Origin of the sequence: Photorhabdus thracensis, from assembly GCF_001010285.1 — a bacterium.
Taxonomy (GTDB): domain Bacteria; phylum Pseudomonadota; class Gammaproteobacteria; order Enterobacterales; family Enterobacteriaceae; genus Photorhabdus; species Photorhabdus temperata.
In genome coordinates, this window is the sequence record NZ_CP011104.1 from 2,198,855 (window position 1) to 2,211,759 (window position 12,905).

General features: G+C 44.5%; 13 protein-coding genes, 1 tRNA gene and 1 pseudogene. 6 read left to right on the plus strand and 9 right to left on the minus strand.

What is annotated here, in order from left to right; genetic code table 11:
- Nucleotides 1-183: 183 nt before the first annotated feature.
- Entirely contained in the window at nucleotides 184-741 is a 558-nt protein-coding gene (locus VY86_RS09420) for a DNA-3-methyladenine glycosylase I (protein ID WP_046974777.1), read from the minus strand.
- 195 nt (nucleotides 742-936) lie between these two features.
- Between VY86_RS09420 and glyQ the strand changes: the two genes are divergently transcribed.
- The 5 genes from glyQ (at nucleotide 937) to VY86_RS09445 (ending at nucleotide 5,030) form a co-directional block, all read left to right on the plus strand.
- On the plus strand, nucleotides 937-1,851 hold the full coding sequence (glyQ, locus tag VY86_RS09425; RefSeq protein ID WP_046974778.1) for a glycine--tRNA ligase subunit alpha: 915 nt from the start codon (nucleotides 937-939) through the stop codon (nucleotides 1,849-1,851).
- Between the two features lie 9 nt (nucleotides 1,852-1,860).
- On the plus strand, nucleotides 1,861-3,930 hold the full coding sequence (gene glyS / locus VY86_RS09430; protein WP_046974779.1) for a glycine--tRNA ligase subunit beta: 2,070 nt from the start codon (nucleotides 1,861-1,863) through the stop codon (nucleotides 3,928-3,930).
- A 119-nt stretch (nucleotides 3,931-4,049) separates the two neighbouring features.
- Nucleotides 4,050-4,310, plus strand: coding sequence for a type II toxin-antitoxin system RelB/DinJ family antitoxin (locus VY86_RS09435; protein ID WP_021325378.1), 261 nt, complete (start codon nucleotides 4,050-4,052; stop codon nucleotides 4,308-4,310).
- Nucleotides 4,310-4,582 (plus strand): type II toxin-antitoxin system YafQ family toxin, encoded by a 273-nt coding sequence (locus VY86_RS09440; RefSeq protein ID WP_046974780.1) that lies wholly within the window; start codon nucleotides 4,310-4,312, stop codon nucleotides 4,580-4,582. The genes VY86_RS09435 and VY86_RS09440 overlap by 1 nt, the downstream gene beginning before the upstream one ends.
- Before the next feature lie 371 nt (nucleotides 4,583-4,953).
- Nucleotides 4,954-5,030: transfer RNA gene (locus VY86_RS09445), tRNA-Pro, on the plus strand.
- Nucleotides 5,031-5,130: 100 nt separating this feature from the next.
- Here the strand turns inward: VY86_RS09445 and VY86_RS09450 are convergent.
- The 6 genes from VY86_RS09450 to VY86_RS09475 all read right to left on the minus strand — a co-directional run bounded on the left by VY86_RS09450 (nucleotide 5,131) and on the right by VY86_RS09475 (nucleotide 10,267).
- Entirely contained in the window at nucleotides 5,131-6,207 is a 1,077-nt protein-coding gene (locus VY86_RS09450) for a methyltransferase domain-containing protein (protein WP_223121375.1), read from the minus strand.
- A gap of 132 nt (nucleotides 6,208-6,339) precedes the next feature.
- A complete protein-coding gene (locus VY86_RS09455; protein ID WP_052760808.1) occupies nucleotides 6,340-6,633 on the minus strand; it encodes a PadR family transcriptional regulator in 294 nt (97 codons plus the stop codon).
- A gap of 611 nt (nucleotides 6,634-7,244) precedes the next feature.
- Entirely contained in the window at nucleotides 7,245-7,547 is a 303-nt protein-coding gene (locus VY86_RS09460; protein WP_238591615.1) for a cytochrome P450, read from the minus strand.
- 85 nt (nucleotides 7,548-7,632) lie between these two features.
- Nucleotides 7,633-8,670 carry an IS5 family transposase gene (locus VY86_RS09465; RefSeq protein WP_046976644.1) on the minus strand — a complete coding sequence of 346 codons (1,038 nt, stop codon included), beginning with the start codon at nucleotides 8,668-8,670 and terminating at the stop codon, nucleotides 7,633-7,635.
- 45 nt (nucleotides 8,671-8,715) lie between these two features.
- Complete coding sequence (locus VY86_RS09470) at nucleotides 8,716-9,636, minus strand: cytochrome P450 (RefSeq protein ID WP_238591649.1); 921 nt, start codon at nucleotides 9,634-9,636, stop codon at nucleotides 8,716-8,718.
- A gap of 85 nt (nucleotides 9,637-9,721) precedes the next feature.
- Entirely contained in the window at nucleotides 9,722-10,267 is a 546-nt protein-coding gene (locus VY86_RS09475) for a tRNA-dependent cyclodipeptide synthase (RefSeq protein WP_238591650.1), read from the minus strand.
- Between VY86_RS09475 and VY86_RS09480 the strand changes: the two genes are divergently transcribed.
- Nucleotides 10,258-11,469: an IS701 family transposase gene (locus tag VY86_RS09480; RefSeq protein ID WP_238591651.1), complete on the plus strand. Its 1,212-nt coding sequence runs from the start codon at nucleotides 10,258-10,260 to the stop codon at nucleotides 11,467-11,469. The genes VY86_RS09475 and VY86_RS09480 overlap by 10 nt on opposite strands.
- Before the next feature lie 118 nt (nucleotides 11,470-11,587).
- On the opposite strand, the pseudogene VY86_RS24085 reads toward VY86_RS09480, so the two are convergent.
- Nucleotides 11,588-12,393 (minus strand): annotated as a pseudogene (locus tag VY86_RS24085) (IS5 family transposase).
- A gap of 29 nt (nucleotides 12,394-12,422) precedes the next feature.
- The gene (locus VY86_RS09495; protein ID WP_338012147.1) at nucleotides 12,423-12,779 is read right to left on the minus strand and encodes a tRNA-dependent cyclodipeptide synthase; all 357 of its coding nucleotides are present in this window, start codon (nucleotides 12,777-12,779) and stop codon (nucleotides 12,423-12,425) included.
- Between the last annotated feature and the right edge of the window lie 126 nt (nucleotides 12,780-12,905).

Sequence of the window (12,905 nt, forward strand, 5' to 3'; positions counted from 1 at the left end):
TTATTTAAATTAGAAGAAATAACACCATACCCTTCGCATTATCGAGGTGCAATCTGGAAAATTATGACTATTAATTATTTAATATGGCATTTAATTTAACATTTAAAATAAAGAGCTAAATGTTTGGTTAATATCCAGTTTTATTATTGGCGTTAATCTTGGTGCTATTGTAATTCACTGAATTTATTTTCTACATAAACAGTCAGTTATATGGTCATTGACTAAGCCTGTTGCCTGCATAAATGCATAGCAAGTGGTACTGCCGATAAATTTGAACCCTCTTTTTTTCAGTGCTTGTGATAACTCATCTGAAAGATCTGTTTTTACCGGCACCTCTGTGATGGTTTTCCACTGATTAATAATCGGTTTGTTATCAACAAAACGCCAGATAAAGGCGCTGAATTCCTCACCCTGTTGTTGCATTTTAAGATATGCTCGCGCGTTATTGATAATGGCGTTAATTTTGGCGCGATTGCGGACAATAGCGGGATTAAACATCAACCGTACCACATCATTTTCATCCATGACGGCAATTTTTACCGGATCAAACTGATGAAAACATTGGCGATAGCCTTCGCGTTTTTTCAGGATAGTCAGCCATGACAGCCCAGATTGCTGGCCTTCCAGACAGATCATTTCAAACAGCTTCTGGCTATCTTTTTGTGGTTTTCCCCATTCATTATCATGGTAAGACAGATATTCAGGATCAGAGGTCACCCAATTACAGCGTGTTAATTCCATGATGATTATTCCCGATGTTGATGGTTAATAATTGACTGTACTTTAACTGTATATACATACAAGTAAAATAGCCAGATTAAGATTTTTTTATTTCAGGGAGGAATTGAGAGCGAATTCAGGGCTGTATATCTTAAGGTCAAAGGGTATACTGACCGACTTCCTTTCAAATTCATATGTATCGCGTGCGGATCCAACATGCAAAAGTTTGATATCAAGACCTTTCAGGGGCTGATCCTGACATTACAGGATTATTGGGCGCGCCAGGGCTGCACCATTGTCCAACCACTGGACATGGAAGTCGGCGCGGGTACTTCTCATCCAATTACTTGCCTGCGTGCACTTGGCCCGGAGCCAATTGCTGCGGCTTATGTGCAACCTTCCCGTCGTCCGACGGATGGCCGTTACGGTGAAAACCCGAATCGCTTGCAACATTTCTATCAGTTTCAGGTCATTATTAAGCCATCACCAGACAATATTCAGGAATTATATCTGGCTTCTCTGAAAGAGTTGGGGTTAGACCCGACGGTTCATGATATCCGTTTTGTTGAAGATAACTGGGAAAACCCGACATTGGGTGCCTGGGGTTTGGGTTGGGAAGTGTGGCTTGATGGCATGGAAGTGACTCAGTTCACTTACTTCCAGCAGGTAGGTGGCCTTGAGTGTAAACCAGTCACTGGTGAAATTACTTATGGTCTTGAGCGTCTGGCAATGTATATCCAGGGCGTAGACAGTGTTTTTGATCTGGTTTGGTGTGATGGCCCACTGGGTAAAACCACTTATGGTGATATTTATCATCAAAATGAAGTGGAACAATCCGCCTATAACTTTGAGTATGCGGATGTCGATTTCCTGTTTAGCTGCTTCGAGCAATATGAAAAAGAAGCGCAGGATCTGATGGCGCTGGAAACGCCGCTGCCTCTGCCGGCTTATGAACGTATTCTTAAAGCGGGTCATACATTCAACTTATTGGATGCCCGTAAAGCTATCTCGGTGACTGAACGTCAGCGCTATATCCTGCGTATCCGCACCCTGACTAAAGCTGTTGCAGAAGCTTATTATGCCTCCCGCGAGGCACTGGGTTTCCCTATGTGTAAAAAGAATCAGAACTAAGAGGCTGTCATGACTCAACAGACTTTCCTGGTGGAAATCGGCACAGAAGAGTTGCCGCCGAAGGCTCTTCGTTCATTGGCTGAAGCATTTGCGGCTAATTTTGCGGCAGAACTGGATAACGCGAATCTGGCTCATGGTGAAGTGAGCTGGTTTGCCGCGCCGCGCCGTCTGGCGCTGAAAGTAGCTAATCTGGATGAAGCGCAGGCTGACCGTGAAGTGGAAAAACGTGGCCCGGCGATTGCTCAGGCATTTGATGCGGAAGGCAAACCGACAAAAGCAGCTGAAGGTTGGGCCCGTGGTTGTGGTATCACGGCCTCTCAGGCTGAACGTTTAGTGACAGATAAAGGCGAATGGTTACTGTATCGCGCGCTGGTAAAAGGCCGCCGTGCAACAGAGCTATTGTCGGGTATGGTCAATCACGCGCTGAGTAAGTTGCCAATTCCTAAACTGATGCGTTGGAGCGATAAAGAGACTCAGTTTGTTCGCCCGGTGCATACCGTTACCATGTTGTTTGGTGATGAACTGATTGAAGGCGAAATTCTGGGTATTAAATCTGCACGCGTCATTCGTGGCCATCGTTTTATGGGTGAGCCTGAATTCACGATTGACAATGCGGAACAGTATCCGGCAATTTTGCAGCAACGCGGTAAAGTGATCGCGGATTATGAAACCCGTAAGGCGCTCATCAAACAGGATGTGGAACAAGCGGCGGTTAAACTGGGTGGCATTGCGGATATTAGTGACAGCTTGTTGGAAGAAGTCACCTCGCTGGTTGAATGGCCGGTTGTGCTGACAGCGAAATTTGAAGAGAAATTCCTCGAAGTACCAGCAGAAGCACTGGTTTACACCATGAAAGGTGATCAGAAATACTTCCCGGTTTACGACAATGCGGGCAAGTTGATGGCGAACTTTATCTTTGTTGCCAACATTGAATCTTCTGATCCGCAACAAATCATTTCTGGTAACGAAAAAGTGGTTCGTCCTCGTTTGGCTGATGCGGAATTCTTCTTTAAGACGGATCGTAAACAGCGTCTGGAAGACAACTTGCCTCGTTTGGAAACCGTTCTGTTCCAGAAACAGCTTGGTACATTGCGCGATAAGACGGATCGTATTCAGGCTTTGGCTGGCTGGGTTGCAGAGAAGATTGGCGCTGATATTAATCACGCCACCCGTGCGGGTCTGTTGTCCAAATGTGACCTGATGACCAACATGGTATTTGAGTTCACCGATACGCAGGGTGTGATGGGAATGCATTACGCCCGTCATGACGGTGAAGCGGAAGAGGTTGCTCTGGCGCTGAATGAGCAGTATCAGCCGCGTTTTGCCGGTGATGAATTGCCTTCTACGGGTATTTCCTGTGCGTTAGCCATTGCGGACAAAATGGATACTCTGGCGGGTATTTTTGGCATTGGTCAGCATCCGAAAGGCGATAAAGATCCGTTTGCACTGCGTCGTGCTGCGCTGGGGGCTTTGCGTATTATCGTTGAGAAAAAATTGCCATTGGATTTACAGGCATTGACAGAAGAAGCGGTTCGTCTGTATGGCGACAAGCTGACGAATGCCAAAGTTACTGATGACGTGGTTGAGTTTATGCTTGGCCGTTTCCGTGCCTGGTATCAGGAGCAGGGTTACAGCATTGATACCATTCAGGCTGTACTGGCGCGCCGCCCAACCCAACCCGCTGATTTCGATGCCCGTGTTAAAGCGGTCACTCATTTCCGTACATTGGATGAAGCCGCAGCGTTGGCCGCGGCGAATAAGCGCGTTTCTAACATTCTGGCTAAGTCTGAAGAGACATTGAACGAGAAAGTAGATGTTTCTACGTTGAAAGCGCCAGAAGAGGTGAAACTGGCAACGCATCTGATAGTTTTACAGGATAAGCTGGCGCCTTTGTTTGCCGAAGGGCACTATCAGGAAGCTCTGATTGAATTGGCTTCTCTGCGTGAAGTTGTCGATGCTTTCTTCGACAATGTAATGGTAATGGATGAAGACCAGCAGGTGCGCGTGAATCGCTTAACTTTGTTAAGTGAATTGCGGGACCTGTTCCTGAAAGTTGCGGATATTTCGTTACTGCAATAGTGACCTGAAATAGTCAATTCCGGCTGTTGTGAAATGCGATAGCCGGAACTTAATACCTCTAACCTTGATTTTGTGGCTCATTCGAGCTACATTTTATTTATAAATTAAAAGGGGGATTTATGGCTGCAAATGCATTTGTTCGGGCAAGAATCGATGAGACATTAAAAGCAGAAGCTACCGAAGTTTTGGCTGGTATGGGGTTAACCATATCTGATCTTGTGCGTATCACCTTGACTAAAGTTGCGAAGGAAAAAGCATTACCGTTTGAAATGAGAGTACCTAATAAATTGACTGCCGAAACTTTGGCTAAGAGTGATCGTGGTGAAGACATTCATCAAGCAAAGGATGCTGACGATTTATTCGATCAGCTTGGTATCTGATGCGTCAGCCAAGATATTCAAGTCAATTTAAGCGTGATGTGAAATCCGCACAAAAACGTGGCAAAGATATGAACAAACTTAAGGTCCTAATGCGTTTGTTGATTGATAATAGACCATTGCCTGCTAACTATCAGGATCATCTTCTCCGTGGTGAATGGAAGGCGTTTCGTGATGCTCACATTGAGCCTGATTGGTTATTGATTTACAAAGTAGTTGGTGATGTCGTTAGGTTTGAACGAACAGGAAGACATTCTGACCTATTTGATGAATAAACCTTTCTAGGGGCACTGGGTAGCAGGTTAAAATAACTTACTGCCTATTTCAATAGGGCTATTTTATTTGCCATTTTGAACCTGGGCAGTGCTCAAAATCCTCACGTACTACGTGTACGCTCCGGTTTTTCCGCGCTGTCCGTGTTCAAACTGCCTGCAACAATTACGCCTATTGAGATAGGCTCTTAGTTAGAAAAAAGAAAGTCCAGATTTAGCTACAACATTATTTTTTACCTAATGACGTATTTCTGTGAAATCCGTGAGAAAGTGCGACATAACTGAGGTTCAGTTGTTTTTATCAGCAACTAATCTCTGGTTATCAAAAAGGTATTGACGGCCTGTAGCGAGCGCAGTAAGATTCGTCTCGTTTTCGGCGAGTAGCGCAGCTTGGTAGCGCAACTGGTTTGGGACCAGTGGGTCGGAGGTTCGAATCCTCTCTCGCCGACCAATTTAGAGTTCGGGGCTGTCAAATAAGCCGCAGACTTAAAGAAATAGAGAAGCCTTACAGTGATTGCTGTAAGGCTTTTTGCTATTTGGAAGCATTTACTCTAACAACCACAGCCACTTGGTGCATAAACTTGCATAACTTTGCTATCAGCATCAAAATGCTTCGCCCTTCCACCGTTGAAAAGGCCATAATGTTTTTTCCCATCACCTATTAAATCAAATAATGTATGGTAACGACTTTTGGTGATCATATCGGCGGTATTGCGGCATACAGGGACTGCTCTGCCTGTCTCAAAAATATGTTCTCGATCAAGCACAAACTGATCCGGTGCATCGGGTAAATTGCCTTTGTAAATGGCAACTTGACCATAATCCTCACAACGGTCTTCTAAATCTAATTTGAACAGCCTCAGCGTCATTGAATACAATTTTGCGCCGCCTAGTTTTGCCTCAATCTCCTTATTGTTGATGGATTTCAAACTGCTATTAATGACACGAACATCATTAAAACCGGCTGTTCTTGCTAGCCGTATGAAATCTTCAAAGTACAATGCGTCACCGATACACTCACAAACCATCTGTTGGTCATTTTTCAGTGATTGGTCCAGTCTTCTATCTAAAAAAATGTCAGAAAAATAGATTTCACCACCCGATTTGAGTAAACGGGCCATACCAGCCAACACACTTGCTTTAGATACAGATAGATTGATGACACAGTTTGAAACGATAACGTCTATACTTTCAGGTGGTAAATTAAGTTGTTCTAGTGACTCGATATAGCCTTGCTGAAAATGCACATTGGTGGATGAATAGTTAAAGATTTGACGATGATAATCCACAAAACGTTGGGCAAATTCGATTTGTTCTGCCGTTGCGTCAATACCAACAACTTTACCCTCAGTACCTACGAGATGAGACAGAATAAAACAATCACGCCCACTCCCACATCCCAAGTCTAATACTGTCGTTCCTTCTAGCAAGGGAGGAAAAGGCGTACCACAACCATAAAAACGCCTCTGTACATCAGGATGAATAAGCTTAAGAATTTCTTTGATTCGGTCTGAAGTGGTGCTGTCCACTGTGCATACATTTACAGCAAGCTCCTCTCTACTAGACAGGGTTTTGCCATAATAGTGTTGTATGTCTTTGATTCGCTGTTTAATCGATTGTTCGTTCATATTTATTTCCTCCAAATTAAATCATTAATAGGCTGATATTACGTTTCGGTAATTTGGCGCCAGATTGACAATAGATTCCTCATATTCCTGATCAATGCATAGATGTCCAATGTATTAAGTCAAAAAAAATCGTCATTGCTGACGATTGATATGTGCGGCGACTTCCATCCAAGCTTCTACAGCGACAGTAAAAGCTGTCCGCCCTTTATCTGTTAATGTGTATACTTTGCGTCCACGGCCTGCAACGGTTTCATTGTGTACCGTTACATACTCCCCCTGCTCAAATTCACGCAGCACCGGATAAATTGTACCTTCGGTAGGTGAACAACACCCTTGGGTAGAATGTTCAACCTCTCGGGCAATTTCGTAACCATGCATAGGCCGTTGTTGTAGAACACTGAGAATGAAAAATTTGGATAAGCTCATCTTAATGATGCCATTCCAATACATTCGATCAGTGTAGTCCACTGTTGCTCGTCCAACTGTGTTAAGTGTTTTCTTTGGCTTGTTCATAACGGCATCGTATACCTTGAACATCAAGGTGTCAATGTATCAGGTAGCCCGTTTAATTTACTTTATTATTGACTTTACTTATCATCATGAGTCTCCTCTTTTCGATAATAAAATGTAGGTATACCCGTTATCTTTCAAGTTGCCTCTTTGTTGGCTGCACTCACTCACCCCGGTCACATAGTTATCTATGCTCCCGGGGATTCACTCCCTTGCCGCCGCGATGCATCTTGAAATCCATAGGATATATCTCCTGATTGTTTCAAGGGATACTCACTTCCGGCATCCCTTATATTCCATCGCTTCCATAGTGATTTTCAGATAAGGGCGACTATTCCTTGACAGCAGACGATGCTATTGGATCAAAACTCAAAAGGAGTTTAGCGGGTCCTCGTGTATACACTCCTGTTTCTTGATAATGATCATTACTAAATAAGATTCCAAAATAGCGCTACATCTTATACTACTCATAATTCTATATATAACAATGGGTTGAAGAAGGCCATGTGTAGCAAAATTATGAAATGTTATTTAGCAAAACGTAAATTGTGCAGGCGATCCAAAATAATATTGGATGCAACTTCCAACTGATTAAGTGAAAATGCAGCCGCAGCACAGGCATGAGTACCTGCACCAAAAGCTAAATGTCTTTTTCGATTTGTTTTCTGTTGAGAAGTTGTATTTTTTCTTCGATATAGATCAAATTCATTTGGTTTGTGAAAAACCGATGGATCGCGATTAGCTGCGCCAATCATACAAAATATTACAGCGCCTTTAGGGGAACCTCTAAAAACTCTCAATACAAAAAATAAGATCAATTTTGCACTCACCAATAAATGACCTTATTGTGTATGACTTTTTCTTGCTTTTTCAGGGGAAAAAATAAACTCATCGCTTTTTCATCACATACCGGAATTAAAAGGCATGAATGCCGGATTTTCCAAAATAAACCAAACGTTGTAAATTATAGCAGGTTGCCTTCAGAGTCATCGCAAAAGTGGCTCGCAGCTGGCCTATCGTTCGGATAAATTTTTCACCCATCTGAGAGAATGAGCCAAAGATATGTTCTACTCGTGCCCGGGTTTTCGCTATTTTCTTATTTCGGCCTTTCTGACAGTCTGATAAGGGCTTATTGCGTGACGCTTTCCTCTGAATATGAACACGATAGCCCTGTTCCTTCAGCTCACGTTCACGCATCTGGCTGGCATACCCTTTATCAGCATAAATGTCCCGACTTGTATTTGACCGATCCAAAACGGCTTCAAAAAACTGGCTGTCATGGACAGCTGCGGTTCCTGTCGCGATGTGGCGGATCACTTTATATTTTGTATCGACATTAATGGTCAGTTTATAGCCAAAATAACTTTTACCGTTCTTTTTCGTCCAGGTTGCCTCGGTGTCTTTCTGGCATCGTTTGTTTGCTGTCCAGTTATCCGGGGTTTTACCCTGACGGATTTGTTCATTCTCTTCCTTCTTATTGTGCTGCTTAGGAACTGGAATCAACGTGGCATCAATGATTTGACCCCCTCTAGGAATGAATCCCTGTGTCGAAAGCTGATGCTTCGCCTCTTCAAACAACGCTCTGGCACCTGCCTGGCCAATCCGTTTTTCGAAACACCAAATCGTGTTACGGTCTGGAATATTAATGACATCGGTCAAGCGACAAAAACGTTGCCAGCTCATTCGGTCAAGCAATTGATATTCCATCTTTTCATCGGAAAGATTATGGAAATGTTTCAGGATAATGATGCGAACCATCACCTCAGTCGGGAATGGCGGGCGTCCACCTTTGGGAGAAATAATACGTGGCGCGACAAGGTCTATGGTGTCAGCCAGTGCCGAGAAATCAACATACTTATCAAGAACAAGTAGCGGATCACCTAATTCATCGATTTTTCGACGGTGATATTCGGATGCCAGCTTGTCTTTTTTTAAAGCAGAACGAGGCGGTATCATGACAGCGCTACCTTGCAGAGATGTACTGTGCCTACATTTTACTCAATTTTGTGGCTGTGAAAAGTTTTTAGAGGTTCCCTTAGGTATATCGATACCAGAAATAGTGACGTCTTCACCCGCTTCTCTTGGAATTAGCTGTACCGGTGATGTCAGACGTAAAGTTTCTTCAAATGCATCTCGAACCAGACTGCGATCTTTGAGCACTGCATCAAGCATACTTGGATTAGATATTAAGTGATTAAGCATCATTGCTAATATCTTGTCAGCAGGTTCTATAGCAGCTAATAGAATGTTTAAACACAGTGCTGTAATTTCACTCATGGACATCGCTGTATCTTGACAAAATATAGATATAATGTCCTCACTGGGATTACACCGTCTCTGATCTATTATAGGCTTTAGTAAGCGAATTAATTTCTGACTACATTCAAGACTGTGCATTTTTTCTGGTTCTGTTTGGTCAAACTGGGTAATAAAACTGGCGATACCCTTGTGCCATTCAGCTATATCACGATAGTTATCACTTGGCAGTCCGAGAATACCTAATGTTACTAATACGGCATAATCGCGGCCAAAGTCATTAACAATATCTATATTTCCTTTTTCCATATAAGGTTGTAAGAGATCTTCAGTAATCTTTCGAATCATGGGTTCGTAGTAGCGATTAAAATAATCTCTTGAAAGTCCTTGCATTATGAGTTTTCGTTTACACGCATGCTCTTCACCTTCCATTTGAGCAAGAACGCGATCCCCCATAACTGGTTCGGCAAGTGCAGTTAATGGCTGAGTATTGAAAATTGAGGATTTTAAAATAGCGTCAACATCCTCATATTTGCCAATAAAATAGCTATTTTGGGATTGTTCAAAATAAACTAAATCTTGTTTATGCAAGATATCGTAAAAATCATAAGGATTTTTTATGAATTTAGGATCGTGAATACTAAAAGAACTTAATTTAGCCATTATTTTGCTTCCTTTCTAAAGATATTGGGTACTAAGAGCTTATTAACTTTAAATACAATTACTATTTCATCAGACTGTTTGTATTTTATGGTTGAGTGACGATTCCGTAACTTTGTCTATCTCCTACTTGTATAGGATAACTGCCGTTAAACAACCCTTTTCCGATTGGCCAAGGACGGTGATAAAGTAACGTAGAATACTTTACCCCAAGTAATCGAGGGGTATCGAGGTAAAAGGGAATTTCAGCGAAAATATATGGTAACGCTTTATATACTAATTGTAGGTCAATTGGACCAAAGTATTGCCCGGTACCTTTTAGTCTCCCTTTTATGGCTTGAAAGGCCATATTAAGGCAGATTTTTTTAAAAGATTCTGATTCATTAAACGCGTTTTCAACTTGTGTTTTAAGAGATTGGTAGTCATGGTTTAGTGCAAAGTCACAAAATTGAATAACTCTGATTTGCTTACTTTTTAACATTTCTGTGGAAATAGCATAATCAAGGTTACATAAAAGACGTCTAATTTCGCGCTGTGTTTTCTTGATAGCCTTAGTACTACAGCCGTAGATAGATATTGTGTCATAATGCGCCAAGTTCTCATGCCAACATAGCGAAAGATTCGATGCAAACACCGTTGACCCTGTGGACACAGGAGCTGGATACATTACACGCCCGTTTAGCTCCCCTGTTCAAGCGCTCCGAACCCCGACAGCGCAGTCTGGCCTACCTTAAGGGACTCCTCAGCAACGTCGAACGCAAGAACGGCTGGCAACTGGCTGAGTGGATGGGCGAAGCCACGCCTGACGGGGTACAGCATCTGCTTGAACGTGCCTTGTGGGATGCCGACGCGGCCCGCGATATCTTGTGTGACTACGTTGTCGGCCACCTGCGGGATGACAACAGCGTGCTGATTGTCGATGAGACCGGATTCATCAAGAAAGGGCAGTACTCCGCCGGCGTACAGCGCCAGTACAGCAGCACCGCCGGACGGGTGGAGAACAGCCAGATTGGCGTCTTCCTGTGCTATGCCGGCGGTGGGGGCAGTGCCTTCATTGACCGGGAGTTATATCTGCCCCGTCAGTGGGTTGATGACCCGCCACGGCGTGAGGCGGCGGGTATCCCCACGGAAGTGAAGTTTGCCACGAAACCCCAGCTGGCCCGCCGGATGCTTGAGCGGGCACTGGATGCCGGCGTCCCCTGTGGCTGGGTCGCGGGCGACAGTGTCTATGGCGGTGACCGCCGCCTGCGGGTCTGGCTGGAGTCGCGCCAACAGCCCTTTGTACTGGGCGTCGCCCGGAATGAGCCGCTGTGGTGGAAGGGACCGGTGTTCATGAGTGCGCAGGCCATCGCCAAATCGCTGACGCCCCGAGCCTGGAAGTGCCGGTCTGCGGGAACCGGCGCCAAAGGCGAACGTCGATACGACTGGGCGTTTACCCCGCTGTGGCGCCTGCAATTAACGCGGGAAGAACGGCGTTTCGGTCACTACCTGCTCGTGCGTCGCAGTCGTGATGAGAAACAGGAATTAGCCTACTACGTGGTGTATGCCCCACGAAAGAAGGCGAAGCTCAAGACGCTGGCGCAGGTGGCGGGCCGGCGTTGGGAGATAGAGACGGGTTTCGAAGCCACCAAGGGGGAGTGCGGTCTGGCGCAATACGAAGTGCGGCGCTGGCAGGGCTGGTATCGCCACATCACGCTGTCCTTGTTAGCCCACGCGGTGCTGGTAGCCTTGCGGGTGCAGGAGAAAAAAAACGGTGCCGGGGCTGATTGCGTTGAGCGTCCCGGAGTTGCGCAGGCTACTATCACGACTGATGTGGAAAACCCAAGATGTCGTTGAACACATTCTGCATTGGTCTCTCTGGAGGCGGAGGCACCAGTACCGTGCTCAGCAGTGTCACTACCGTCGCAGAGGGGGGAGCCCACCCTCAGGATAAGTACGGCTGTAGTATTAGAGCCTATCCCAATAGGATTTTGTTCCAGACTATAATCCCGCAGGCAAAATGTAACATAGCTTCATAGTTTTCGACCTTCTTTTCCCATCGGATCAGTATCCGACGAAAGCGATTCATCCAGCTATGCGTCCTCTCGATAACCCATCTTTGAGCTTTAAAGTCCGTATTTTGGCAGGCATCTGATTCCTCCTTGCGAGACTGAATATGCGGCTCGTAATGCCGACTTCGTAGATAGTCTTTCAGCCATTTAGCATCATATCCCTTATCCAGACACAGCCTGACCTTTTTACCCGGCTTGCCTGTCTGAAGTGCATCGAGCGTATCTGCAACCAGTTTGATATCGTGCGTGTTTGCTGCGCCAACAACGAGTGAAAGAGGAAGCCCGTTAGCCTCGGTCATGAGGCTGCGTTTTACGCCTTGTTTCCCTCTGTCTGTGGGGTTACGACCTGTTTTTTTGTCCCCGCTAAAGGGGATTTGGTCATGCAACCATCCAGTGATAACCACGACCAGTCGATGATCGCGAGGTGCTTGCAGGCCAGCAAACCGTTCTGCCAGAAGCGTTCAAAAACGCCGGCGTCACGCCATTCCTGAAAACGACGGTGAGCCGAACTTGACGAGCATATTCCTGTTGCATTCAGGGCATTCCATTGGCAGCCTGTTCTGAGCACAAAGAAGATGGCATCCATAGCGGCGCGGTTATCAACCCGTTTGCGATGTGTACCTAGCGGATGCTGAGTTTTATGTTCGGGGATAAGTGGCATCATTTTTTCCCAAAGCTCATCACTGAGCCGCCATTTGTTGTTTGTCATACTCTCTATACCTTCAGAAATTATCCGTTCTAGAATATTATACAACATGACAATTCCTTTTGGGATAGGTTCTTAGCATTCTCAGCTCCACTAGCAACTAAAAGGCGTGAAGCTTCACGTTCACAAGGTAACAATATGTCAACTTGTCGGAAATAATGACTTGACCACTGAATAAGGTCCACTACATAGTCCTTTGAAAAACGTGAGTTAAAGGGGCTTATCCCTATTAGCGCGTGATCACCTTTTTGAATAATTTGGTCACAACGAGAGGTTTCACCTTGGACAGTAAATGATGGTGAATTCTCGTGTAGCAATGTTGAATGGACTGGTAATATTTGATTGTTCGTTTCTTTTAAATATTTTTTTTCAGTAGATAACATTTCCATTGACTTTCCATTTTTTAATGTAATCCTACATAATCTTGGTATAAATTGTTTAATTTTTATATAGACTTATTACATCTCCATTGAAATATTTATATACCCGTCATCTTTCACGCTGCCTCTTTGTTG